At 60.1% G+C, this 24,930-nt stretch carries 17 protein-coding genes; 6 read left to right on the plus strand and 11 right to left on the minus strand.

Features of this window, described 5'->3' with window-relative positions; translation table 11 throughout:
• Positions 1 to 315: 315 nt before the first annotated feature.
• The 3 genes from mfd to TU82_RS09630 are packed head-to-tail and all read left to right on the plus strand — an operon-like array spanning position 316 to position 7,043.
• A complete protein-coding gene (gene mfd / locus TU82_RS09620; protein WP_057722974.1) occupies positions 316 to 3,765 on the plus strand; it encodes a transcription-repair coupling factor in 3,450 nt (1,149 codons plus the stop codon).
• 11 nt (positions 3,766 to 3,776) lie between these two features.
• A complete protein-coding gene (locus TU82_RS09625; RefSeq protein WP_057722975.1) occupies positions 3,777 to 4,343 on the plus strand; it encodes a CsiV family protein in 567 nt (188 codons plus the stop codon).
• A gap of 9 nt (positions 4,344 to 4,352) precedes the next feature.
• Entirely contained in the window at positions 4,353 to 7,043 is a 2,691-nt protein-coding gene (locus TU82_RS09630; protein ID WP_057722976.1) for a DEAD/DEAH box helicase, read from the plus strand.
• 100 nt (positions 7,044 to 7,143) lie between these two features.
• Here TU82_RS09630 and TU82_RS09635 read toward each other — a convergent pair whose 3' ends face one another.
• The 3 genes from TU82_RS09635 to TU82_RS09645 form a co-directional block, all read right to left on the minus strand.
• Positions 7,144 to 10,449 carry a DEAD/DEAH box helicase gene (locus TU82_RS09635; protein WP_082631997.1) on the minus strand — a complete coding sequence of 1,102 codons (3,306 nt, stop codon included), beginning with the start codon at positions 10,447 to 10,449 and terminating at the stop codon, positions 7,144 to 7,146.
• A gap of 127 nt (positions 10,450 to 10,576) precedes the next feature.
• Positions 10,577 to 11,587: a beta-N-acetylhexosaminidase gene (gene nagZ / locus TU82_RS09640; RefSeq protein WP_057722978.1), complete on the minus strand. Its 1,011-nt coding sequence runs from the start codon at positions 11,585 to 11,587 to the stop codon at positions 10,577 to 10,579.
• A gap of 135 nt (positions 11,588 to 11,722) precedes the next feature.
• On the minus strand, positions 11,723 to 12,430 hold the full coding sequence (locus TU82_RS09645) for a TetR/AcrR family transcriptional regulator (RefSeq protein ID WP_057722979.1): 708 nt from the start codon (positions 12,428 to 12,430) through the stop codon (positions 11,723 to 11,725).
• A 263-nt stretch (positions 12,431 to 12,693) separates the two neighbouring features.
• Between TU82_RS09645 and lexA the strand changes: the two genes are divergently transcribed.
• Positions 12,694 to 13,302, plus strand: a complete 609-nt coding sequence (lexA, locus tag TU82_RS09650; protein WP_003172575.1) for a transcriptional repressor LexA — start codon at positions 12,694 to 12,696, stop codon at positions 13,300 to 13,302.
• Positions 13,303 to 13,312: 10 nt separating this feature from the next.
• The gene (gene sulA, locus TU82_RS09655) at positions 13,313 to 13,786 is read left to right on the plus strand and encodes an SOS-induced cell division inhibitor SulA (RefSeq protein WP_057722980.1); all 474 of its coding nucleotides are present in this window, start codon (positions 13,313 to 13,315) and stop codon (positions 13,784 to 13,786) included.
• Positions 13,787 to 13,808: 22 nt separating this feature from the next.
• Here sulA and TU82_RS09660 read toward each other — a convergent pair whose 3' ends face one another.
• From TU82_RS09660 to TU82_RS09690, 7 genes are all read right to left on the minus strand, one after another.
• On the minus strand, positions 13,809 to 14,042 hold the full coding sequence (locus tag TU82_RS09660) for a hypothetical protein (RefSeq protein WP_057722981.1): 234 nt from the start codon (positions 14,040 to 14,042) through the stop codon (positions 13,809 to 13,811).
• A 63-nt stretch (positions 14,043 to 14,105) separates the two neighbouring features.
• Complete coding sequence (locus TU82_RS09665; RefSeq protein WP_057722982.1) at positions 14,106 to 14,627, minus strand: DUF6586 family protein; 522 nt, start codon at positions 14,625 to 14,627, stop codon at positions 14,106 to 14,108.
• Between the two features lie 191 nt (positions 14,628 to 14,818).
• A complete protein-coding gene (gene topA, locus TU82_RS09670) occupies positions 14,819 to 17,440 on the minus strand; it encodes a type I DNA topoisomerase (protein WP_057722983.1) in 2,622 nt (873 codons plus the stop codon).
• Positions 17,441 to 17,554: 114 nt separating this feature from the next.
• Positions 17,555 to 17,791: a DUF1653 domain-containing protein gene (locus TU82_RS09675; RefSeq protein ID WP_057722984.1), complete on the minus strand. Its 237-nt coding sequence runs from the start codon at positions 17,789 to 17,791 to the stop codon at positions 17,555 to 17,557.
• Positions 17,792 to 17,886: 95 nt separating this feature from the next.
• Positions 17,887 to 19,062: an acetyl-CoA C-acyltransferase FadA gene (gene fadA / locus TU82_RS09680; RefSeq protein ID WP_026136849.1), complete on the minus strand. Its 1,176-nt coding sequence runs from the start codon at positions 19,060 to 19,062 to the stop codon at positions 17,887 to 17,889.
• A 29-nt stretch (positions 19,063 to 19,091) separates the two neighbouring features.
• Positions 19,092 to 21,239, minus strand: coding sequence for a fatty acid oxidation complex subunit alpha FadB (gene fadB / locus TU82_RS09685; RefSeq protein WP_057722985.1), 2,148 nt, complete (start codon positions 21,237 to 21,239; stop codon positions 19,092 to 19,094).
• A 562-nt stretch (positions 21,240 to 21,801) separates the two neighbouring features.
• Positions 21,802 to 22,239 (minus strand): hypothetical protein, encoded by a 438-nt coding sequence (locus tag TU82_RS09690; protein ID WP_057722986.1) that lies wholly within the window; start codon positions 22,237 to 22,239, stop codon positions 21,802 to 21,804.
• Positions 22,240 to 22,345: 106 nt separating this feature from the next.
• On the opposite strand from TU82_RS09690, the gene TU82_RS09695 reads away from it, so the two are divergent.
• Positions 22,346 to 22,792 carry a universal stress protein gene (locus tag TU82_RS09695; RefSeq protein ID WP_057722987.1) on the plus strand — a complete coding sequence of 149 codons (447 nt, stop codon included), beginning with the start codon at positions 22,346 to 22,348 and terminating at the stop codon, positions 22,790 to 22,792.
• 183 nt (positions 22,793 to 22,975) lie between these two features.
• Here TU82_RS09695 and TU82_RS09700 read toward each other — a convergent pair whose 3' ends face one another.
• Complete coding sequence (locus TU82_RS09700; RefSeq protein WP_057722988.1) at positions 22,976 to 24,895, minus strand: ATP-binding cassette domain-containing protein; 1,920 nt, start codon at positions 24,893 to 24,895, stop codon at positions 22,976 to 22,978.
• Between the last annotated feature and the right edge of the window lie 35 nt (positions 24,896 to 24,930).

The following is a 24,930-nucleotide window of genomic DNA, read 5'->3' on the forward strand; positions in this document are numbered from 1 at the left end:
TTATGTCGTCCGACTGACCGTTGAGCAATGCGCGACAGGCAACAAAAAGCCCTTGCAAAAAAATACCACCGCGCTACAGCCCAGGAAACACGCGGGTTCCAGAAGGCCACTAGTTTGGCGAGCAGCCCGACTTGTCCGTAACCCTCCAAAACATTCGCGCATTTTGGCACTACATATTGAGTCAAAACCGGCGATTGTTTGTCTTAGCCACTACATTTCCAACAAACCGTAATAGGCACAGTCAGCAACTGACAGGCAGCACCTCTGGCCGTTACAATTACCGACTTTGTCGCAACGCTTGGAGCTCAACCTTCCGTGCCCGTTCTGCGTCTACCGCTACTCCCTGCCGCGGCAGGTAAACAGCATTGGGGCAACCTGCCCGGTGCCGCCCTGAGCCTGGCCATTGCCGAGGCTGCCAGCGCAGCCAAGCGCTTTACCCTGCTCCTGACCGCCGACAGCCAGAGCGCCGAACGGTTGGAGCAGGAGCTGAGCTTCTTCGCCCCCGATTTGCCGGTGCTGCACTTTCCCGACTGGGAAACCCTGCCCTACGACCTGTTCTCGCCGCACCAGGACATCATCTCCCAGCGCATCGCCAGCCTGTACCGCTTGCCGGAACTGGCTCACGGCGTGCTGGTGGTGCCGATCACCACCGCATTGCATCGCCTGGCGCCGACCAAGTTCCTGCTCGGCAGCAGCCTGGTGCTGGACATCGGCCAGAAGCTGGATGTGGAGCAAATGCGCACGCGCCTGGAGGCCAGCGGCTACCGTTGCGTCGACACCGTGTACGAGCACGGTGAGTTCGCGGTGCGCGGGGCCTTGATCGACCTGTTCCCGATGGGCAGCAAGTTGCCGTATCGCATCGACCTGTTCGATGACGAAATCGAAACGCTGCGCACCTTCGATCCGGAAAACCAGCGCTCCATCGACAAGGTGGAGTCGGTCAAGCTGCTGCCGGCCCGTGAATTCCCGCTGCAAAAGGACGCGGTCACGCGCTTCAAGGCGCGCTTTCGTGAGCGCTTCGACGTGGACTTCCGTCGTTGCCCGATTTTCCAGGACTTGAGCAGCGGGATTACGCCGGCCGGTATCGAGTACTACCTGCCGCTGTTCTTCGACGAAACCTCCACCCTTTTCGACTACCTGCCCCAGGACACCCAGGTGTTCTCGCTGCCGGGCATCGAACAGGCGGCGGAAAACTTCTGGAACGACGTGCGTAACCGCTACGAAGAGCGCCGCGTTGACCCGTCCCGGCCTTTATTGCCGCCTGCCGAATTGTTCCTGCCGGTGGAAGACTGCTTCGCCCGCCTGAAGAACTGGCCGCGCGTTGTGGCCAGCCAGCAGGATGTGGACGCCGGCAGTGGCCGCGAGCGCTTCCCGGCGAGCGTGCTGCCCGATTTGGCGATCCAGGCCAAGGCCACGCAACCGCTGGAAGCGTTGTCCAACTTCCTTGGCGACTTCCCCGGCCGCGTGCTGTTTACCGCCGAATCCGCCGGGCGTCGCGAAGTGCTGCTGGAGCTGTTGGAACGCCTTAAGCTGCGGCCAAAAACCGTCGACAGTTGGCCGGATTTTGTCGCCAGCAAAGAGCGCCTGGCGATCACCATCGCACCGCTGGACGAAGGGCTGCTGCTGGACGACCCGGCCCTGGCCCTGATTGCCGAGAGCCCGCTGTTCGGCCAGCGCGTGATGCAGCGCCGGCGCCGCGAAAAACGCGCCGACGCCAACAACGACGCGGTGATCAAGAACCTCACCGAGCTGCGCGAAGGCGCCCCGGTGGTGCACATCGATCACGGCGTGGGCCGCTACCTCGGTTTGCAAACCCTGGAAATCGACAACCAGGCCGCCGAATTCCTCACCATGGAATACGCCGAGGGCGCCAAGCTCTACGTGCCGGTGGCCAGCCTGCACCTGATTGCGCGCTACACCGGCAGCGATGACGCGCTGGCGCCGTTGCATCGCCTGGGCTCCGAGACCTGGCAGAAAGCCAAGCGCAAGGCCGCCGAGCAGGTGCGCGACGTGGCCGCCGAATTGCTCGACATCTACGCCCGCCGCGCCGCGCGCGAAGGTTATGCGTTCGCCGACCCGAAAGCCGACTACGCCACCTTCAGCGCCGGCTTCGCCTTTGAAGAAACCCCGGACCAGCAAACCACCATCGAAGCCGTGCGCGCCGACATGCTCGCGCCCAAGCCGATGGACCGCCTGGTCTGCGGCGACGTGGGCTTTGGCAAAACCGAAGTGGCGATGCGCGCCGCTTTCATCGCCGTGCATGGCGGCAAGCAAGTGGCGATCCTGGTACCGACCACCCTGCTCGCCCAGCAGCATTACAACAGCTTCCGCGACCGCTTTGCCGACTGGCCGGTGAGCGTGGAAGTGATGAGCCGCTTCAAGTCCGCCAAGGAAGTGAACGCCGCCGTCGCCGAGCTGGCAGAAGGCAAGATCGATATCGTCATCGGCACGCACAAGCTCTTGTCGGACGATGTGAAGATCAAGAACCTGGGCCTGGTCATCATCGACGAGGAACACCGCTTCGGTGTGCGTCAAAAAGAACAGCTGAAAAACCTGCGCAGCGAAGTCGACATTCTGACGCTGACCGCCACACCGATCCCACGCACGCTGAACATGGCCGTGTCGGGCATGCGCGACCTGTCGATCATCGCCACGCCGCCGGCGCGCCGCCTGTCGGTGCGCACCTTCGTGATGGAGCAGAACAAGAGCACGGTCAAGGAAGCGCTGCTGCGCGAATTGCTGCGCGGCGGCCAGGTGTATTACCTGCACAACGACGTGAAGACCATCGAGAAGTGCGCCGCCGACCTCGCCGAACTGGTGCCGGAAGCGCGCATCGCCATCGGCCACGGGCAGATGCGCGAGCGCGAACTCGAACAGGTAATGAGCGATTTCTACCACAAGCGCTTCAACGTGCTGATCGCCTCGACCATCATCGAGACCGGCATCGACGTACCAAGCGCCAACACCATCATCATCGAGCGCGCCGACAAGTTCGGTCTGGCGCAGCTGCATCAACTGCGCGGCCGGGTCGGGCGCAGTCACCACCAAGCCTATGCCTATCTGCTGACGCCGCCGCGCCAGCAAATTACCGGCGATGCGCAAAAGCGCCTGGAAGCCATCGCCAACACCCAGGATCTGGGCGCCGGTTTTGTACTGGCCACCAACGACCTGGAAATCCGTGGTGCCGGCGAACTGCTGGGCGACGGCCAGAGCGGGCAGATTCAGGCGGTCGGCTTCACCCTCTATATGGAGATGCTGGAACGTGCGGTGAAAGCCATTCGCAAAGGCGAGCAACCAAACCTCGATCAACCGCTGGGCGGTGGCCCGGAAATCAACCTGCGCTTGCCGGCACTGATTCCCGAAGACTACCTGCCGGATGTGCATGCGCGGCTGATCCTGTACAAGCGCATCGCCTCGGCCACCGACGAAGAAGGCCTCAAGGACCTGCAGGTGGAAATGATCGACCGCTTCGGCCTGTTGCCGGAGCCGACCAAGAACCTGGTGCGCCTGACCCTGCTCAAGTTGCAGGCCGAGCAGCTGGGCATCAAGAAGGTCGACGCCGGGCCGCAAGGCGGGCGTATCGAATTCGAAGCCCAGACGCCGGTGGACCCGCTGGTGCTGATCAAGCTGATCCAGGGCCAGCCCAACCGCTACAAGTTCGAAGGGGCTACGCTGTTCAAGTTCATGGTGCCGATGGAACGTGCCGAAGAACGCTTCAATACCCTGGAGGCGCTGTTTGAACGCCTCATTCCGAAATCTGCTTGAAGGACGCCTCCATGCGCGTGTTCCGCATTCTGAGCCTGTTGTTGGTGGTACTCGCGCCTTCAGCCTTTGCCGACAGCCCCTACCAGGTCGAAATGATCTTGGTGCGCCAGAATGCGGAGCCGGTGATCAACAGCCGCGCCGCCCCGGAAAACTGGGATGGCGGCGCGCCGCGTCTGGGCGAGCGAATGAGCCCGCCCCGCCTGGGCAGCATCGTCGACAAGCTGCGCGCCGATTCCAGTTACACCGTGCTCGCGCACAAAGCCTGGGAACAGAACCTGGGCGAGCAGCCGGTGAAAATCGCGATCACCGACGGTCAGGAGCAATTCGGCCAGTTCCCTATCGAAGGCGTACTGAACCTGCAACTGGGGCGTTTCACCGACATCGATGCCGACTTCTGGATCAACCAGTTCGACAGCAACGGCAGCGTGATAGCCAGCGAACACTTGAGCCAGAAGGATGTACGCACCAAGAACAACCAGCTCAATTATCTGGACGGTGGCCACCTGGCGCTGCTGATCAAGATCACCTCGCTGACCGCCAAGCCCCCCAGCGCGCCACCGCCCGGCCTGCAGGACTGATACAGCGCCATGCCCCTGACGCCATCGCTGACCAAACCCCTGGCCCCTTCGTGGGCCAATCGCTTCAAGGAGCAAAGCCTGGAGCGCGGGCGGCGTTATGCGCTGGAGAATCGGGTGCGCATCGTCGAGTCCGGCGACAGTACCATCACGGCCAGTTGCGAAGGGTCGGGTGGCAACGTGTACCGGCAAACCATCTCGTTGCGCGAATCGGCCAAGGGCATGCTGATCCTGGTGGACAGCCGTTGTACCTGTCCGGTGCACACCAACTGCAAACATATCGCCGCAGTGCTGCTCAAAGTCCAGGAAACCCTGGCCTACCCGGCGGCGGCCCAGGATGCGCAACTGCTGGAAAAACTCCAGGCCGTGCTGGATAACCGCGTGGTGCTGCCGCAAGTGGTCATGGAGGATGTGCCCCCCGTGCCGCGCCTGTGGCTGGCCAGTGTGGAGTTCAGCGCGTTCGAGCCGCGCAATGGCAAGATGCAGCGTTACATCCAGCATCGCGCGGCGCTGTCGTTCAACTATCTGGGCAATTATGTCAGTGGGCAAAAGAACGCCGACATCATCGTGCGCCAGGAAACCCAGAGCCTGCGCATCAAGCGCCATCCGGAGCTGGAACAACCTTATCGCGAGCAACTGCGCCTGCTCGGCTTCAAGATCGCCACGCGCCAGAGCAAGGCCCTGCCGGAGAGTGCCGGCGACCTGTTCGAGATGGTCAATGACAGCGCCTGGCTGAATTTCACCCTCAACGCATCCCCCGCGCTGCGGGCCGAGGGCTGGGAGCTGCAGATCGATGAAGACTTCGGTTTCGACCTGAGCCCCGTGGACGACTGGTACGCCAGCGTCGATGAAGCCCCCGAGCGTGACTGGTTCGACCTGGAGCTGGGGATTATCGTCAACGGCGAGCGGCTGAGCCTGCTGCCGATCCTGCTCAACTTGATGCGCTCCCACACCGAGATCCTCAACCCGGAAAAACTTGCCCGACGTCGCGATGATGAGTTGATCCTGGTGAATATTCCCGGCTTGCCCAACGGCCACGGCCCGCTGCAGGTGGCGCTGCCGTATGGACGCTTGAAACCGGTACTGGCGACCCTCGGCGAGTTCTACCTGCAGGAACCCGGCACCACCACATTACGCCTGGCCAAGGCCGATGCGATCCGCTTGAACCCGCTGCAAGACCTGCCGCTGCAATGGGAAGGCGGCGAGAAGATCCGCAACTTTGCCCAGCGCCTGCGAGACATCAAGGATTTCACCTGCGTGGCGCCTGAAGGTTTGAACGCAACCTTGCGCCCTTACCAACTGGAGGGCCTGAGCTGGATGCAGTCGCTGCGTCAGCTTGATGTCGGCGGAATTCTTGCGGATGACATGGGCCTGGGTAAAACCCTGCAGACCCTGGCGCATATTCTCACCGAGAAAATCGCCGGGCGCCTTGATCGGCCATGCATGGTAGTGATGCCCACCAGCCTGATCCCGAACTGGCTCGATGAAGCCGCGCACTTCACCCCGCAACTGCGGGTGCAGGCGCTGTACGGCGCAGGGCGCAAGAAACATTTCGCCAACCTGCACGACTACGACCTGCTGCTGACCACCTACGCCCTGCTGCCCAAGGACATCGACGTCCTCGCTGCCCTGCCCTTGCATGTACTGATCCTCGATGAAGCCCAGTACATCAAAAACCCTGCCAGCAAGGCGGCCCAAGCGGCCCGCGAGCTGAACGCTCGGCAGCGCCTGTGCCTGAGCGGAACACCACTGGAAAACCACCTGGGCGAGTTATGGTCGCTGTTCCACTTTCTGCTGCCGGGCTGGCTGGGCGACGTGAAAAGCTTCAATCGCGATTACCGCGTGCCCATAGAAAAACGCGCCAGTGATGTGCGATTGCAGCACCTCAACGGTCGGATCAAACCGTTCCTGCTACGCCGCACCAAAGAACAGGTAGCGACGGAATTGCCGCCCAAGACCGAGATCATCCACTGGGTCGATCTTAATGAAGCACAGCGCGACGTGTACGAAACCATGCGCCTGGCCATGGATAAAAAGGTCCGCGACGAGATTACCCGCAAGGGCGTGGCGCGCAGCCAGATCATCATCCTTGAGGCACTGCTCAAGCTGCGCCAGGTGTGCTGCGATCTGCGCCTGGTCAACGACGCCACCCTGCCCGCCCGTGGCAGCAGCTCAGGCAAGCTCGATAGCCTGATGCAGATGCTCGAGGAACTGTTTGCCGAGGGACGGCGGATACTCTTGTTCTCGCAGTTCACCTCAATGCTGAGCTTGATTGAGGCTGAACTGAAGAAACGCGAAATTGCCTACGCCTTGCTGACCGGTCAGACCCGCGACCGACGTACACCGGTGAAGGATTTCCAGAGCGGCAAGCTGCAGATTTTTCTGATCAGCCTGAAAGCCGGCGGCGTCGGCCTGAACCTGACGGAAGCGGATACTGTGATCCACTACGACCCGTGGTGGAACCCGGCCACCGAAAACCAGGCCACCGACCGTGCGTATCGCATCGGGCAGGAAAAGCCGGTGTTCGTGTACAAAATGATTGCCCGAGGCACGGTGGAGGAGAAAATCCAGCACTTGCAGAAGGAGAAGTCCGACCTGGCGGCGGGTGTGCTGGATGGGCGTACGACTGGGGATTGGCAGTTGGGTAATGAGGATATCGAGGCGTTGTTTGCGCCGCTGCCCAATAAACAGGAAAAGCGCTGACTGTTGGATCGCCATCGGGGGCAAGCCCCTCCCACACATTGAATTGCGAACACATACAAATGTGGGAGGGGGCTTGCCCCCGAAGGGCGCGCCGCGATCGTCAGCCAGGCAAAGGCGCAAACAGCGCCTCAATATCCCGCTGCTCCAGCTTCCAACCCGCACTGGCGCCACCTTCCAGCACCCCATCGGCCAATGCAGCCTTTTCCAACTGCAACGCCTGAATTTTTTCCTCCACCGTGCCCCGGGCAATCATTTTGTACACGAACACCGGTTTGTCCTGCCCGATGCGATAGGCGCGGTCGGTGGCCTGGTTTTCCACCGCCGGATTCCACCACGGATCGTAATGGATCACGGTATCCGCAGCGGTCAAGTTCAAGCCCGTCCCGCCCGCTTTCAGGCTGATCAGGAATAACGGTGTTTTGCCGTCCTGGAAGTTTTTCACCGGAGTACGCCGATCAAGGGTGTCACCGGTCAGGAGCGAGTACTCAACCCCGCGCTGCTTCAGCTCTTCTTCAATCAATGCCAGCATCGAGGTGAACTGCGAGAACAACAGAATCCGCCGCCCCTCGCTGAGTAACTCTTCCAGCATTTCCATCAAGCTGCCCAGCTTGCCAGTGCCGGGCTTGGCGGCTTTAATCATCGGTGCAGATTTGACCAACCGCAGGTCACAGCACACCTGCCGCAGTTTGAGCAGGGCTTCAAGAATGATGATCTGACTGCGGGCCACCCCGTGGCGGCTGATTTCATCGCGCACCTTTTTGTCCATGGCCACACGCACGGTCTCGTAGACATCCCGCTGTGCGTCGCTCAGCTCGACCCAATGCACGATTTCAGACTTGGGCGGTAACTCCGTGGCAACCTGCTCTTTTTTACGCCGTAACAGAAACGGTTTGATACGCGCAGTGAGGTGCTGCATGCGCTGAGCGTTGCCGTGCTTTTCGATGGGCGTGCGGTAATCGCGATTGAAGGTCTTGCTATCCCCCAACCAGCCCGGCAACAGGAAGTGAAACAATGACCACAACTCGCCCAAGTGGTTTTCCAACGGTGTACCGCTCAAGCACAAGCGCTGGCCAGCCTCCAACTGACGGGCAGCCTGGGCCGCCTTGCTGTTGGGGTTCTTGATGTTTTGCGCTTCGTCGAGGATCAACACACTCCAGCGCTGAGGCTGCAGGACTTCAAGGTCGCGCGGCAACAGCGCGTAGGTGGTGAGTACCAGGTCGTAATCGGTCAAGCGCGCGAAGTCAGCCTGACGCTGCGCGCCATGCAGCGCCAGGACTCTGAGCTGTGGCGTGAACCGTGCGGCTTCGTCCATCCAGTTCGGGATCAGGCTGGTGGGCATCACCGCCAGAGCGGGGGTCTGCAAGCGACCTGCCTGTTTTTCACAGAGCAGGTGTGCAAGAGCTTGCAGGGTTTTGCCCAGGCCCATGTCATCCCCAAGAATCCCGCCGACTTCCAGCTCGCGCAGGGTTTGCATCCAGTTCAGCCCCTCGAGCTGATAGCCTCGAAGTTCGGCGTTCAGGCCCTGAGGTGCAGATACATGAGCGTGGGTGGCGCTTTTGAGACGCTTGGCGAAATCACGCAGTCGCTCGCCACCCTGCCAGACCAAAGGTATTGCATCCAGATCACTGAGCCGAGCCGCATCGGGCCCGCTCAGCCGCAGTGCATCGCCTTCAGGCGCACGCAGATAAAGCTCGCCGAGGGTCGTCATCAGCGGTTTGATACGACCGTAGGGCAGCGCAACCTTGGTATGAGTGCGGGCATCCAGAATGACCAATACCCGCTCCTCATCATCACGTTCGGCCATGTAGGTGGCGTCAAGCAACTTGGGTTGACGCCGCATCAAGTCGAGCATGATGGGCAACAGGCTGTGCCGCTCCCCATTGACCTCAATGCCCAGCTCAAGGTCGAACCACTCGTGAGCGGGTGACTCTTCAATGTCGGCGTACCAGCCGTCAACAGCCTCTACATTGTAATAAAACCCCGGCTGAATGACGACGTCCCACCCTGCTTCACGCAGAATCGGCAGCTGGCTTTCAACAAAAACCAGCCAGGCTTCGTCGCTCGGTAGATCGAACATCTCTCCTGCACCGACAGGCAGCGCACCGCTTTTGCGATTGACCGTTTTAAAGCCGATTTTCGTGAGCGTCTTGCGCAGGGCTTTTTCAGCCGCGGGCTTGCGTTGGATGCGTTGGGTTTCGGTGCCGTTGAGAAACAGGATGTCTTCAGTGCCCTTGCCGCTGACCAGGCTCGTGTCGTAACGGAAGGCCAAGGCAGCGCGGTGTTCCAGGGTGGGCACCCGCCGATAGTCGGCCTGGCTGTACACGTAGGATTCGTCGCTTCCCAATGTGAGATACCCTTGGGGCTCCAACGTATCCACGACGCGCTCGGTCAGCTCGCGTGGCGGAGGAATCGCCTTGGACGCCGCGCTGATGCGATGACTGAATAAGGCGACTTGATCAGCTGGAATCACCGGCAAGGCGCAAAGATGCATGGCCAGATTTTCATCCAACCCGTGCTCGACCACCCCGATCGTCATGTTATCGAGGTCAAGATAATGAAGCGGCTTGAGGGGCAGCACTTCGTCCAATTCGCGCCCGTCGCTGATCCAGCGGGGCAAATAATTGCCATCGGGCATCACGGCCCAATCGAAACGAGCGGTGCAGGCCGGGCCAGGGTTAAGCGCCAGTCCTGGGGCCAGCTCAAGAAACAAGCGTTGGGTTTTCAGCGCCAATTGGAGAATTTCGGCCCCCATCCCGCCGGCCAACTGAAAGCTGCTGCCATAGCTCCCATAAGATCGGCCCAACATCAGCAGTCGACCGATCCGCATATCCAGCTCATGCATATAGCCAGGCGCACGCCGCAATGTTTCGTCCATCGAATACAGCGGCTTGATATCGCTGTAGTCACCTTTTTTCGTCACGCGCGCCCGGTACACCTCCAATGACCAGCCATTGGAATACACGTCGGGAGTGATTTGGTACAGCAAGCAGGTACCGGTATTCTTGGGCTGAGTCTCACCCTCCTGGCCGGGCTTGGGGATAGTCTCAAGCCAGCTTTCGAGCTGCGGGCTCAGACGGTCAGTCACCTGCTTTTTCGGTTCGTTCAGCTCTTCATACAGCGCGGTCAACGTAAACAGGGCCGCAGCGGCGTGCTTGCAATTGATCGCCACAGGGCAAGAACACACGCATCTGATGCCCGTCCAACGGGATGTGGCGCCCTCCAGAGTAATCGCCAGACTATAGACATTACGGCCAGACCCCCTGCAATGTGCAATCAGTCTGTTATGTCCGAACTCTTTGATCTCAAGACGATTCTCGCGAGCATACGCAAACCCGCGCTCCAGCGAACGAGAGTCAAAGAACTCCTGCCAATCCAACTCAACGATACGTGCAATCAGGTCATTCATGGAGCAGAACTCTACAGCGGTCAGCAACGGGATTTAAAGCAGGGCGACTCCTACACTGCGGTAAGAGACAGCTACAGCCAGATTCAGATACTTCCTACACCAAGCCTCTTTAATGCACAGTCGACGTTTATTCAATCAGTTGAGCGTCTCGCAACGCTGTGAGGGCCGTCAGCCAGCGTGGATCCTGTTTGTAATCAGTCGATGCAACCGCCTGCCCACGCATACGCGCAATCCGCGCCGACGGGGTGACCTTCATCCGCTGCGCCGCGCTCAGTGCCAGCTCGGCAGCCGCGCGGTCATTGCACACCAGCCCCATGTCACAACCCGCCGTGAACGCCGCCTCGATGCGACTGGCCGCATCGCCCACCACATGGGCGCCCGCCATGGACAGGTCATCGCTGAAGATCACCCCGTCGAACTGCAACTCGCCGCGCAGGATGTCCTGCAACCAGCGGCGTGAGAAGCCGGCGGGCTGGCTGTCCACCTGCGGGTAGATCACATGCGCCGGCATCACCGCCGCCAATTGCTTGCTCAGGCGTGCGAACGGTACCAGGTCATTGGCGCGAATCTGTTCCAGGCTGCGTTCGTCGTTGGGAATCGCGACGTGGGAATCGGCCTCGGCCCAGCCATGGCCCGGAAAGTGTTTGCCGGTGGCAGCCATGCCGGCGCCGTGCATGCCACGGATAAAGGCACCGGCCAGCACGGCGGCGCGTTCGGGGTCGCCTTCGAAGGAACGGGTGCCGACCACGGCGCTGCGCTGGTAGTCCAGGTCCAGCACCGGGGCGAAGCTCAGATCCAGGCCCACGGCCAATACTTCGGTGGCCATGACCCAGCCACACTGTTCGGCCAGGTACTCGGCGTTGGGGTTATCCGCCAGCGCGCGCATGGCCGGCAGGCGCACGAAGCCCTGGCGCAGGCGCTGCACGCGTCCGCCTTCCTGGTCGACCGCCAGCAGCAGGTCCGGGCGCACCGCACGGATCGCCGCGCTCAACTCGCGGACCTGACGTGGGTGTTCGATATTGCGCGCAAAAATGATCAAGCCGCCCACTTCAGGTTGGCTCAACAGATGGCGATCCTCGGCCGTCAGCCAGGTACCGGCCACGTCAACCATCAAAGAACCTTGCAGGGCAGCAGTCATAACCTTTCCTTAAATAACGCGCGCAACCTGCCGTTCCTACCGGATACGGTAAGCACAACGGGTTGCGCGTAAATAGCTGAAATCGGCATGGCGGCTAGCTTAGCGGATGCAAGCGGCCACGCACACCCGCAGCGGTCAAACCTTCGCGAGGGTGGGTGTGGATTTGCTGCGCGGGCGCAATTGGGCCACGGCCATGGCCTGATCGGTCACACCGGTTTCGGCGCGCATGCCGGCGGCGAGGAACGGCACCATCAGGCGCATTACCTGCTCGATGGAGGTATTGACGCCGAAATCGGTCTCGGCTATCGCGCGCAATGCCTTGATCCCGGACATGCTGAAGGCGGCGGCGCCGAGCATGAAGTGCACGCGCCAGAACAGTTCGATCGGTGGAATTCGTGGAGCAGCTTCATTGACCAGCAACATATAGCGACGGAACACCTTGCCGTACATGTCTTCCAGGTAACGTCGCAAGTGGCCCTGGCTCTGGCTGAACGCCAGGCCCAGAAGGCGCATGAAGATAGACAGGTCATTGCCGCTGCGCGGTTGAACCACCAGGGCTTGCTCAACCAGGATTTCCAGCAGCTCTTCCAGGCTTGGCTTGTGATCGGCTTTAGCCTGGCGACGTTCCAGTTCACGGTCGAGGCTCGCGCAGAACGGCCCCAGAAAGCGCGAGAACACCGCCTGGATCAGGGCCTTTTTTGAGCCGAAATGATAGTTCACGGCGGCGAGGTTGACCCCAGCCTTGCTGGTGATCAGCCGCAATGAAGTTTCAGCAAATCCTTTTTCCGCGAACAACTGCTCGGCAGCATCGAGAATGCGTTCAACGGTTTCCGACTGGGCCATGGCTACTCCGCCTGACAAACACTTGTTTGAAACATACGTTTCAGGGTATGTCTTGTCAAGCCTGCGGGTCCGTTTTCCGGCCGGGCAGTCATCTATTTCGTTGCTATTTAATCACATCCTCCACGGTCTGTAGGCAGCGCTGTCTGCGCCTCGCCGTACAGGTGATGAATGACCGTCCAGCGGAGGCGCAAAAAAGGATGATTGCCAAGCGCGATTCACTGTATATAATCCCAGTCACTGTATAAAAAGACAGAGCGATCAACATGCTAAAACTGACGCCACGCCAAGCTGAGATTCTGGCTTTTATCAAGCGCTGCCTTGATGACAACGGTTATCCACCGACACGCGCCGAAATTGCGCTGGAACTGGGTTTCAAGTCTCCCAACGCTGCTGAAGAACACCTCAAGGCCCTCGCTCGCAAAGGCGCGATCGAGATGACCCCTGGGGCTTCACGCGGTATTCGCATCCCTGGCTTCGAAGCCAAGGCCGATGAATCGACACTGCCGATCATTGGTCGGGTGGCCGCCGGTGCGCCAATACTGGCGCAACAGCACGTCGAGGAGTCCTGCAACATCAACCCGACCTTCTTCCATCCTCGCGCCGACTACCTGCTGCGAGTACACGGCATGAGCATGAAGGATGTGGGCATTTTCGACGGCGACCTGCTGGCCGTTCATACCACCCGCGAAGCCCGCAATGGCCAGATCGTCGTGGCCCGGATCGGCGATGAAGTCACCGTCAAGCGCTTCAAGCGCGAAGGCAGCAAGGTCTGGCTCCTGGCCGAAAACCCGGAGTTCGCGCCGATTGAAGTGAACCTCAAAGACCAGGACCTGGTGATCGAAGGCTTGAGTGTCGGCGTCATTCGCCGCTAAAGGAGACGTCATGCAGCTCGTGCACACCCCACAACACACACAACTGTCGCTGTTCGAGGCCTTCATGGCTCAACCCCTTGCGCCTATCCTCAAGGAAACGGTCGAAGCGCCCTGGAGCTGCGAACCCGAGGTATTCAGTGAATTGTCGTTGCGTGGTGCTGCCGGGAGCTGCTTGAGCCTGCTGGCGCCGATTCTGCGCGAACTCAGTGAGGAGCAGGATGCGCGCTGGTTGACGCTGATCGCCCCGCCGGCCAGCCTGACCCAGGCTTGGCTACGGGATGCCGGCCTCAACCGTGAACGGATTCTGTTGCTGCAGCCACGGGGCGCGCAAAGTGCTCAACAATTGACCTGTGAGGCCTTGCGCCTTGGCCGTAGCCATACGGTGGTGAGCTGGCTGAACCCGTTGAACGCAACGGCCAAGCAGCAGTTGATCAGTGCCGCACACATAGGTGATGCGCAGAGCTTGAATATTCGACTGGGATAAGGGATGGCGGGTAACACCGTGCTCAGTGAAGAACCCTTGGGCCATCTTCCTTTTCCGGCTCGCCTTCAGCCAGACGACCGGCCATTTGCACCCCAACGCTCAACATGGCTTTAGCCACTTCCACATGCTGGCCTTGCAGGAACGCTTTTGCGTCTTCGGAGAAGTCCAGGGTGACCAGAGAACCTTCGTCCTCAGCCCGGCGCAGCTCGATTCGGCCGTCAGGCAGTTCAACAATTTCCAGAAAGGACGTTGGCATATAAGTCTGTTCTCCACGAAAGCGCGGGATTATATCAGTGTTGTCGCGTGCAGGCTTGCCCGCTCAGCACTCGGTCAGGCCTTCGCGAAAGCGCAATGCCAGCTTTTTCAGCTCCTGCCGCCAGCTTTCCAGCTCTTCACGGCTCAAAGGCTTGGGTTCATCCGCATCCACTGCAACCGCCACGATCAATGGCTGCGTCACATCCCCCTTGGGTACATGGGGAACGCGGGGCGGCTGGAACATGTCGGCATGGGCCTTGAGCAGGCGTGCTACCCAACTGTCCGGGCTCTGGGCCATTTCCACAAGCTCGGCCAATTCCGGGATGGCCATGGTTTCCAATACTTCCCGGGTCATGATCATTTCAGCACGCGGCGAACCTGCCTGGGGCAGGCGATAGAACCCGGCGATTTCATGACATAGCCCAAGCAAGGCGCCGTAGAGGTGAAACAAAGCGGCTTCACGCCCCGCCTGGACCAGCGCAATGGCATTCATCTCCTTCCCCTCCTCGGCACGGCCAAGGGCTTCCAGGGACAGACCCGCAAAATAAATTTTCTGATTGGTACGGGTATAGAGTTCGTTGGCCATGACGGCAATCTCCACAACGAATTAGGCCTGATGCTGGCTTGTAGGAGCGAGCTTGCCCGCGAAAAACTTTAGAGCACCACTGTGTATCAGATTTCTCGCGTCATCGTTAATGACCTTCGCGAGCAAGCTCGCTCCTACACCAAGAAAAGGCCGCCTATGAAGGCCGCCTTTGTATTTCCCAGATTACTCAATCAAGCGCCCTGACGCTTGTCCTCGACCTTCCACTTGCCGCCGTCGTAGAACGCTTTCCAGCCGGTAGGCTTGCCGTCGACTTCGGTCTGCACGTACTGCTCCTTGGTCTTGCGGCTGTAGCGGATCACGGCTGGGCGACCATCCGGGTCCTTCTTCGGCGCTTCACACAGGAAGTGGTACTTGGGATCGATCTCGTCCTTGTGCGGCACGATCTCCATCACCAGCGGTGCACGGGTCTCGCGGTTTTTCGGGAACTGGCTGGCGGCCAGGAACAGGCCCGAAGCGCCGTCGCGCAGGATATAGGTGTCGTTGACCTTCTCGCACTTGAGCTCAGGCATCTTCACCGGATCCATCTTCGGCGGCGCCGCATCACCGCTTTTGAGCAGCTTGCGAGTGTTCTTGCAGGTCGGGTTGGTGCAACCGAAGAACTTGCCGAAACGCCCGGTCTTGAGTTGCATCTCGCTGCCGCACTTGTCGCACTCCAGGCTCGGACCTTCGTAGCCCTTGATGCGGTAAGTGCCCTCTTCGATCTCGTAACCGTTGCAATCCGGGTTGTTGCCGCAGATGTGCAGCTTGTGCTTCTCGTCCAGCAGATAGGCGTCCATTGCCGTGCTGCAGATCGGGCAACGGTGCTTGCCGCGCAGTACCAGCGACTCCGATTCACCCTCGTCGTCCGCGGCGATTTCATCGCCCGGCACCAGGTTGACGGTGGCCTTGCAGCGCTCTTTCGGCGGCAGGCTGTAACCCGAGCACCCCAGGAACACGCCGGTGGAGGCCGTACGAATCTGCATCGGCCGGCCGCAGGTGAGGCACGGAATGTCGGTCATTACCGGCTGGTTGGCACGCATGCCGCTCTCAGGGCTCTCGGCCACTTCGAGTTTTTTCTTGAAGTCGCCGTAGAACTCGTCCAGCACGCTCTTCCAGTCGCGTTCGCCCTGGGCCACGTCATCGAGGTTCTCTTCCATGCCGGCGGTGAAGCCGTAGTCCATCAGGTTGGAGAAGCTCTCGGACAGACGCTCGGTGACGATGTCGCCCATCTTTTCCGAATAGAAGCGACGGTTGTGCAGCGCCACGTAGCCACGGTCCTGAATGGTGGAGATGATCGCCGCATAGGTCGAAGGACGACCAATACCGCGTTTCTCCATCTCCTTGACCAGGCTGGCTTCCGAATAGCGCGCCGGCGGCTTGGTGAAGTGCTGGGACGGATCAAGCTTGATCAACTTCAACGTATCGCCCTGAGCCATATCCGGCAACACATCGTCGTCGCCAGGCTTGGCGATTTGCGGCATCACGCGGGTATAACCGTCGAACTTGAGGATCCGGCCCTTGGCACGCAGCTCAAAGTCACCCGCCCCCACGCTCACAGTGGTGGACAGGTATTGCGCCGGCAGCATCTGGCAGGCCAGGAACTGGCGCCAGATCAGCTCGTAGAGGCGCTCGGCGTCGCGCTCCATGCCGCTGAGCTTGCTTGGCTCGGTGTTGGCGTCGGAAGGACGAATCGCTTCGTGAGCCTCCTGCGCACCTTCCTTGCTGCTGTAGACGTTCGGCTTCTCCGGCAGGTATTTCTTGCCGAACTCGCTTTCAATATAAGTACGCGCCATCGCCACCGCGTCTTGCGACAGGTTGGTGGAGTCGGTACGCATGTAGGTGATGTAGCCGGCCTCGTAGAGACGCTGGGCCATCATCATGGTTTTCTTCACGCCAAAGCCCAGGCGGTTGCTCGCGGCCTGTTGCAGGGTGGAGGTGATGAACGGTGCCGACGGCTTGCTGCTGGTCGGCTTGTCTTCGCGCTTGACGATGCTGTAGCTGGAGGCCTTGAGCTTTTCCAGCGCGGCCATGGCTTGGGCTTCGTTCAGCGGCTTGAAGGCCTCGCCTTTTTCGCGGGCCACTTCAAAGCGTACGTTGTTGCCCTTGGCGGTGCCGAGGTCGGCGTGGACTTCCCAATACTCTTCAGGGTTGAACGCACGAATCTCACGCTCACGCTCCACCACCAGCTTGACCGCGACCGATTGCACACGGCCGGCGGACAGGCCACGGGCGATTTTCGCCCACAGCAGCGGCGAGACCATGTAACCCACCACGCGATCGAGGAAACGCCGGGCCTGCTGGGCGTTGACACGGTCGATGTCCAGTTCGCCCGGCTTGGAGAAGGCTTCCTGGATGGCTTTCTTGGTGATTTCGTTGAACACCACGCGCTTGTAGCGGCTGTCGTCACCGCCGATGGCTTCGCGCAGGTGCCAGGCAATGGCTTCCCCCTCGCGGTCCAAGTCGGTTGCGAGATAGATGGTGTCAGCATCCTTGGCGAGCCGGCGCAGCTCCTCGATGACCTTTTCCTTGCCCGGAAGGATTTCGTACTTGGCCTTCCAGCCATGGTCCGGGTCCACCCCCATGCGCGAAACCAGCTGCTTGCGCGCTTTCTCTTTGGGAGTGAGCACCGGACCTTCGCCCGCGGCCGCCTTGCCGCGCTTGGCGGCAGGCTCCTTGCTGGCGCTAGCCGAACCGCTGGTGGGCAGGTCTCGGATATGGCCGATACTCGACTTCACCACGTACTCGTTGCCCAAGTACTTGTTGATGGTCTTGGCCTTAGCCGGGGATTCCACAATGACCAGCGATTTGCCCATGGATCGGAAAATTCCTGAATTCGAGAAGTGAAAGGCAGTTGGCGCCTGTCGCGGCAACGCTATATATAGTGGCAACAAGGTGAGGTCAAGCGCAGCATTCTGCGCGACTGGCCGTTATTGCCCTGAAAAAAGACTGGGTTCAAGCTGCACCAAAGCAAAGCGCGGGACCTGCTCGCCGTCAACCTCGACGGTCTCCAGGAACATGCTCAAGGGGCGTACCCAAAAGCCGTAATCGCCATACAGGGCTTGGTAGAACACAACTTCTTCTTCGGTCTCGGAATGCCGCGCCACACTGAAAACGCGGTACTGCGGACCTTTATAATGCTGGTAGAGCCCTGGTTCGACTTTCATGCTCTGGCCCTCTTACAAATTTTGTTGAAAAAAAATTAAAAATTCCAAAAAACAAAAACCGGGGCACTGGGCCCCGGCTTCCATCAAGCGAACAATTAGACGCGTTCGAAGACGGTGGAAATGCCTTGGCCGAGACCAATGCACATGGTTGCAACCCCAAGGTTGCCGCCATTTTGCTTCATCACGTTGAGCAATGTGCCGGAGATGCGTGCGCCGGAGCAACCAAATGGGTGGCCCAGGGCAATCGCGCCGCCGTGCAGGTTAACCTTCTCATTCATCTTGTCGAGTACTTTCAGATCTTTCAGCACCGGCAGGGCCTGTGCGGCGAAAGCTTCGTTGAGCTCGAAGAAGTCGATATCGGAGATGGTCAGGCCTGCGCGCTTCAAGGCTTTTTGCGTGGCCGGTACTGGACCATAGCCCATGATCGCCGGGTCCACACCCGCTACGGCCATCGAACGAATCACCGCCAGCGGCTGGATGCCCAGGTCCTGGGCACGCTGCGCCGACATCACGATCATGCACGAAGCGCCATCGGTGATTTGCGACGACGTGCCGGCAGTCACGGTGCCGCCCTTTGGATTGAAGGCAGGCTTGAGCGCCGCCAGGCTTTCCAGGGTGGTGTCCGGACGGATGGTCTCGTCGTAGTCGAACAACTTCAGGAAACCGTTCTCGTCGTAGCCGTTCATCGGGATGATTTCATCCTTGAACTTGCCTTCCACGGTCGCCTTGTGGGCGAGCTGGTGGGAACGCACGCCGAACGCGTCCTGGGCTTCACGGGTGATGCCGTGCATTTTGCCGAGCATTTCCGCGGTGAGGCCCATCATGCCCGAGGCTTTCGCCGCGTACAGCGACATGTGCGGGTTAGGGTCGACGCCGTGCATCATGCTCACGTGGCCCATGTGCTCCACGCCGCCGACCACGAACACATCGCCGTTGCCGGTCATGATCGCTTGCGCGGCGGTGTGCAGCGCGCTCATCGACGAACCGCACAGGCGGCTCACGGTCTGGCCGGCCGCGGTGTGCGGGATCTGGGTCATCAACGACGCCATGCGCGCGATGTTCCAGCCCTGCTCCAGGGTCTGGTTGACACAGCCCCAGATCACGTCTTCGACTTCGTTCGGGTCAACCTTGACGTTGCGTTCCAGCAGTTTGCTGATCAGGTGCGCCGACATGTCTTCGGCGCGGGTGTTGCGGTGCATGCCGCCCTTGGAGCGGCCCATCGGCGTGCGACCGAAGTCGACAATCACGACGTCTCTTGGATTCAAGCTCATAAATATTCTCGCTCTAGTCGTCTGGGCACTTAACCGAAGAAGCTCTGGCCGTTCTTGGCCATTTCACGCAGCTTCGCGGTCGGGTGGTACAGCGGGCCCAAATCAGCGTATTTGTCAGCCAGGGCAACGAACTCGGCCACACCGATCGAATCGATGTAACGCAACGCGCCACCACGGAATGGAGGGAAACCAATACCGTACACCAGGCCCATATCGGCTTCGGCGGCGGTTTCAACGATGCCGTCTTCCAGGCAACGCACGGTTTCCAGGCACAGAGCGATCATCATCCAGTTGATGATGTCCTCGTCCGACACCTCACGCTGTTCGTAGATGACCGGGGCCAGCACTTCGTGCACCGACGGGTCGGCGACCTTCTTCTGCTTGCCCTTCTTGTCGGCCTCGTAGGCGTAGAAACCTTTGCCGTTCTTCTGGCCCAGGCGCTTGGCCTCGTACAGCGCGTCGATCGCCGAGCGGCGGTCGTCTTTCATGCGGTCCGGGAAGCCTTCAGCCATCACGTCGCGACCGTGGTGGCCGGTGTCGATGCCGACCACGTCCATCAGGTACGCCGGGCCCATGGGCCAGCCGAATTTTTCCATGACCTTGTCGATGCGCACGAAGTCCACACCGGCACTGACCAGCTTGGCGAAACCGCCGAAGTACGGGAACAGCACGCGGTTGACCAAAAAGCCCGGGCAATCGTTGACCACGATCGGGTTCTTGCCCATTTTCTTGGCGTAGGCAACGGTGGTGGCAATCGCCTCCTCGCTGGACTTCTCGCCACGGATCACTTCCACCAGCGGCATCATGTGCACCGGGTTGAAGAAGTGCATGCCGACGAAGTTTTCCGGACGCTTGAGGGCCTTGGCCAGCAGCGAGATGGAAATGGTCGAGGTGTTGGACGCCAGGATGGTGTCGTCCTTGACCTGGGCTTCGACTTCGGCCAGTACGGCTTGCTTGACCTTCGGGTTCTCGACAACCGCTTCGACCACCAGGTCGACATGGCCGAAATCGCCGTAGGACAGCGTAGGACGAATGCCGTTAAGCACTTCAGCCATTTTCGCAGCGGTCATGCGACCTTTATCGACGCGGCCCACCAGCAGCTTGGCGGCTTCCGCCAGGCCCTGCTCAATACCGTGCTCGTTGATGTCTTTCATCAGGATAGGCGTGCCTTTGGACGCCGACTGGTAGGCGATACCGCCACCCATGATACCGGCGCCGAGGACGGCAGCCTGTTTCACGTCGCGGGCGATTTCGTCGTAGGCCTTGGCCTTTTTCTTCAGCTCCTGATCGTTCAGGAACAGGCCGATCAGGCTCTGGGCCGCCGAGGTTTTCGCCAGTTTGACGAAGCCTGCCGCTTCCACTTCCAGAGCTTTGTCGCGACCGAAGTTCGCGGCCTTCTGGATGGTCTTGATCGCCTCGACCGGCGCCGGGTAGTTCGGGCCGGCCTGGCCAGCCACGAAACCTTTGGCGGTTTCGAACGCCATCATCTGTTCGATGGCGTTGAGCTTGAGTTTTTCCAGCTTCGGCTGACGCTTGGCCTTGTAGTCAAATTCGCCGCTGATGGCGCCCTTGACCAGGTTCAGCGCGGCTTCGGCCAGTTTGTCCGGAGCGACCACAGCATCGACGGCGCCGACTTTCAGCGCGTCTTCAGCACGGTTTTCCTTGCCGGAGGCAATCCATTCGATGGCGTTGTCGGCACCGATCAGGCGCGGCAGGCGCACGGTGCCGCCGAAGCCTGGGTAGATGCCCAGCTTGACTTCCGGCAGGCCGACCTTGGCGGTCGCGGACATGACGCGGAAATCCGCCGCCAGGCACATTTCCAGGCCGCCGCCCAACGCGATGCCATTGATCGCGGCAACGGTAGGTACGTTGAGGTCTTCGAAATCGCTGAAAATCTTGTTGGCTTCGAGGTTGCCAGCCACCAGCTCGGCATCGGGCAGCTTGAAGTTGTCGACGAATTCGGTGATGTCAGCGCCGACGATAAACACGTCCTTGCCGCTGGAGACGATCACGCCTTTAATCGATGCATCTGCTTTGATGGTGTCTACGGCCTGACGCAATTCATTCAGGGTTAGACGGTTGAACTTGTTGACGGACTCACCCTTGAGGTCGAATTTCAATTCGACGATGCCACTTTCAAGAGCCTTAACCGTGATGGCTTTACCTTCGTAAATCATCAACTGATCTCCACGATATGGAAGCTGAACAGTACACACCGGACGCTGGCCTCTGGTTGGACATTGACAGCTGCATCAATGCTCACGCCAATCCGCCAGGCACACCCGCCAGTGCGATAGTCGGGGTTATGTCCGAGCTGTCTGTAGGACAAACGCTCAATTCATACGCCCGTTTGATTTGGGTACGCCACCTTCATCCAATTCCGGGCAATTGTCAATCGCTCCAAAGGCTAGAAAAAGCGCGACTTTCCAGTCAGTTCAGAACCCGAAGCGCAGGATGGCAACCCGTCAATATTCGAATATTCACAGGATCAATAATACAAAAGAGGTGGGAAAAGACTGTACAGAAAGGGATAGACGGCTAGGCTAACGGCAACTTGAGGATTTACCGGCCTGCCTGGCCTGCTCCCGCCCGATGATGAGTCGGGCTTTTTATTGGCCGGCCTTCGGGTTTTTCTGTAGGAGCGAGCTTGCTCGCGAAAATCGCCAACCCTAACGCAGGTGACTCAGGTTTAACGCGGCGCTCTCAGGTTTTTCGCGAGCAAGCTTGCTCCTACAATGATCAGGCCAGGGCTTTGAGTAGCGCATCAATATTTTTCAAAACACTCGCATCGCCCTTCTCGCCCCAATACAAGGCGATCATTTGCTTGTCGGCCTCGACCTTGTAGACGTTGGCCGGCAGCGTTGAAAAATACGGCAATAACTTCTCATCCACGCACGCCTCGCGCCATTGGTTGACCCACACCCCCGGCTCCAACTGCCAGTAACTCCAGAGCGCCGGCGCGCTGCCGCGTCGGGGCCGGCAGTACTGCGCGCAGGGGCTCGGCGGCTCTTGCTTGAGCCAGTGCGGCCATTCCTGGGGCGCCAGTTGCATGGCCAGTCCGATGCGGCGCGCCTCCATGCGCAGGGCCATGCGTCCGCTCTGATGGCGCGAGGGACGCAGCCATGCCAGAGGGCTCAGCACCACAACAAGGATTGACACCACTATCCAGACCGTCATATGTGTACTCCCCAATTTCTAGATGAGCGGATTTGACCTGACGCAACCGCTTGCGCTTGAAAACAGCCATACTGAACTTATTGCAGCCCCCCTGGAGGAACGCCCCATGCCCTACACACATATTCTGGTCGCTGTCGACCTGACCGAAGAGTGCGATCCAGTGATCAAGCGCGCGCAGGAATCGTCAATCGCCAATGGCGCCAAGCTGTCGCTGGTGCATATCGTTGAGCCGATGGCCATGGCCTTCGGCGGCGACGTGCCCATGGATCTTTCCCAGTTGCAGCAACAGCAATTTGACCAGGCCAAGGAGCGTCTTGAGCGGTTGATCCTCAAATATCCTAAATTGAACAAAGAATCGTGCCACCTCACCTACGGCCAACCGCGTCAGGAAATCCATCATCTGGCCAAGGAACATAACTGCGACCTGATCGTGGTCGGCAGCCATGGTCGCCATGGTTTGGCGTTGCTGCTGGGCTCTACTGCCAATGATGTGCTGCATGGTGCGCCGTGTGATGTGCTGGCCGTCAAGCTGGTTAAAGACACCAGCAAGTAAGGCCGCTGAAGATCATATGTGGGAGGGGGCTTGCCCCCGATAGCAGTCTGTCAGTTGATGCATCTGGTGACTGATACACCGCTATCGGGGGCAAGCCCCCTCCCACATTTGAACCGCATTTCATATGAAAAAGCCCGGCGCTCATAGAACAGCGCCGGGCTTTTTTCATTGCGGGCCGATCATTCAGGCATCCAGCTCAGCCCAACGCTCAACCAACGCTTCCAGCTCCTGGTTCAACGTCTCCAGGGAGGCGATGACCTTGGCGGTTTCCGCCGCCGGGCGCTGATAGAAACCGGCGTCAGCCATCTCTGCCTCTACTGCGGCGATCTGCTGTTCCTTGGCGTCGATATCACCCGGCAAGGCTTCCAGCTCACGCTGCAGCTTGTAGCTGAGCTTCTTCTTGGACGTTGGCGCCGCTTCCGGGGCAGGAGCAGCGGCGGCCACAGGCGCCACGACCGCTGAGGTCAGGTCGGCCTTGCCGGACTTGCTCTCGGTCACGCCCAACAGACGCGGCGAACCGCCCTGGCGCAGCCAGTCCTGATAACCACCGACGTACTCGCGCACCTTGCCCTCACCTTCGAAGACCAGGGTGCTGGTGACCACGTTATCGAGGAATGCCCGGTCGTGGCTGACCATCAGCACGGTGCCGTTGAAGGTCAGCAAGACCTCTTCCAGCAGCTCGAGGGTTTCCACGTCGAGGTCGTTGGTCGGTTCGTCGAGCACCAGCAGGTTCGCCGGTTTGCTGAACAGCTTGGCCAGCAGCAGGCGCGCGCGCTCGCCACCGGACAAGGCCTTGACCGGAGTACGTGCGCGTTGCGGGCTGAACAGGAAGTCGCCCAGGTAGCTGAGGACGTGGCGGCTCTGGCCGTCGATGTCGATAAAGTCGCGACCTTCGGCGACGTTGTCGATCACGGTTTTTTCCAGGTCCAACTGGTGGCGCAACTGGTCGAAGTAGGCCACATCGATCCGCGTGCCCTCCTCCACCGTGCCGCTGGTCGGCTGCAGGCCGCCGAGCATCAGCTTGAGCAAGGTGGTCTTGCCGGTGCCGTTGGCGCCCAGCAGGCCGATACGGTCGCCGCGCGCCAGGACCATGGAGAAGTCCTTGATCAGGAACGGACCCTCCGGATGATGGAAGCTGACGTTCTCCAGCACCATCACCTGTTTGCCCGACTTGTCGGCGGTATCGAGCTGGATATTGGCCTTGCCGGTGCGCTCGCGGCGTTCGCTGCGCTCAACCCGCAGCGCTTTCAACGCACGCACGCGGCCTTCGTTACGGGTGCGGCGGGCCTTGATGCCCTGTCGGATCCAGACTTCTTCCTGGGCCAGTTTCTTGTCGAACAGGGCGTTGGCGGTCTCTTCAGCCGAGAGTGCGGCTTCCTTGTGCACCAGGAAGCTGGCGTAGTCGCCGTTCCAGTCGATTAAACCGCCACGGTCCAGTTCGAGGATGCGGGTGGCCAGGTTTTGCAGGAAGGAACGGTCGTGCGTGATGAACAGCACGGCGCCCTGGAAATCCTTGAGGGCTTCTTCCAGCCAGGCAATCGCGCCGATATCCAGGTGGTTGGTCGGCTCGTCGAGCAGCAACAGATCCGGCTCGGACACCAGGGCCTGGGCCAGCAGCACGCGACGACGCCAGCCGCCGGACAACTGGGCGAGGGTCTTGTCGGCCGGCAGTTGCAGGCGGCTCAGGGTGCTGTCGACCAGTTGCTGCAAGCGCCAGCCATCGCGGGCTTCGAGGTCTTGCTGGACGTGCATCAGCTTGTCCAGGTCAGCTTCGGTGACGCAGTTCTGCGCCAGGTGATGGTACTGCGCAAGCAATTCGCCAACGCCGTCCAGGCCTTCGGCAACCACGTCGAACACTGTCCGCTCGTCGGCTACCGGCAATTCCTGCGGCAATTCGCCAATCTTGAGGCCCGGAGCGCGCCAGACAGAGCCTTCATCGGGCTTCTGGTCGCCTTTTACCAGCTTCATCATGCTGGATTTACCGGTACCGTTGCGCCCGATGATGCACACCCGCTCACCACGGGCGATCTGCCAGGACACCTTGTCCAACAACGGCATAGCGCCGAAAGCAAGGGACACATCGCTGAATTTGAGCAGGGTCATACGCTTCTCCAAAAACTGGGCGCGCATTCTACCTG

It is taken from the genome of Pseudomonas orientalis, assembly GCF_001439815.1.
GTDB lineage: Bacteria > Pseudomonadota > Gammaproteobacteria > Pseudomonadales > Pseudomonadaceae > Aquipseudomonas > Aquipseudomonas orientalis.

Excerpts from the sequence above, each read along its gene's own strand:
- TU82_RS09625 (WP_057722975.1), top strand. The coding sequence starts at position 3,777 with ATGCGCGTGTTCCGCATTCTGAGCCTGTTGTTGGTGGTACTCGCGCCT.
- TU82_RS09630 (WP_057722976.1), top strand. The coding sequence starts at position 4,353 with ATGCCCCTGACGCCATCGCTGACCAAACCCCTGGCCCCTTCGTGGGCC.
- TU82_RS09635 (WP_082631997.1), bottom strand. The coding sequence starts at position 10,449 with ATGAATGACCTGATTGCACGTATCGTTGAGTTGGATTGGCAGGAGTTC.
- nagZ (WP_057722978.1), bottom strand. The coding sequence starts at position 11,587 with ATGACTGCTGCCCTGCAAGGTTCTTTGATGGTTGACGTGGCCGGTACC.
- TU82_RS09645 (WP_057722979.1), bottom strand. The coding sequence starts at position 12,430 with ATGGCCCAGTCGGAAACCGTTGAACGCATTCTCGATGCTGCCGAGCAG.
- lexA (WP_003172575.1), top strand. The coding sequence starts at position 12,694 with ATGCTAAAACTGACGCCACGCCAAGCTGAGATTCTGGCTTTTATCAAG.
- sulA (WP_057722980.1), top strand. The coding sequence starts at position 13,313 with ATGCAGCTCGTGCACACCCCACAACACACACAACTGTCGCTGTTCGAG.
- TU82_RS09660 (WP_057722981.1), bottom strand. The coding sequence starts at position 14,042 with ATGCCAACGTCCTTTCTGGAAATTGTTGAACTGCCTGACGGCCGAATC.
- TU82_RS09665 (WP_057722982.1), bottom strand. The coding sequence starts at position 14,627 with ATGGCCAACGAACTCTATACCCGTACCAATCAGAAAATTTATTTTGCG.
- topA (WP_057722983.1), bottom strand. The coding sequence starts at position 17,440 with ATGGGCAAATCGCTGGTCATTGTGGAATCCCCGGCTAAGGCCAAGACC.
- TU82_RS09675 (WP_057722984.1), bottom strand. The coding sequence starts at position 17,791 with ATGAAAGTCGAACCAGGGCTCTACCAGCATTATAAAGGTCCGCAGTAC.
- fadA (WP_026136849.1), bottom strand. The coding sequence starts at position 19,062 with ATGAGCTTGAATCCAAGAGACGTCGTGATTGTCGACTTCGGTCGCACG.
- fadB (WP_057722985.1), bottom strand. The coding sequence starts at position 21,239 with ATGATTTACGAAGGTAAAGCCATCACGGTTAAGGCTCTTGAAAGTGGC.
- TU82_RS09690 (WP_057722986.1), bottom strand. The coding sequence starts at position 22,239 with ATGACGGTCTGGATAGTGGTGTCAATCCTTGTTGTGGTGCTGAGCCCT.
- TU82_RS09695 (WP_057722987.1), top strand. The coding sequence starts at position 22,346 with ATGCCCTACACACATATTCTGGTCGCTGTCGACCTGACCGAAGAGTGC.
- TU82_RS09700 (WP_057722988.1), bottom strand. The coding sequence starts at position 24,895 with ATGACCCTGCTCAAATTCAGCGATGTGTCCCTTGCTTTCGGCGCTATG.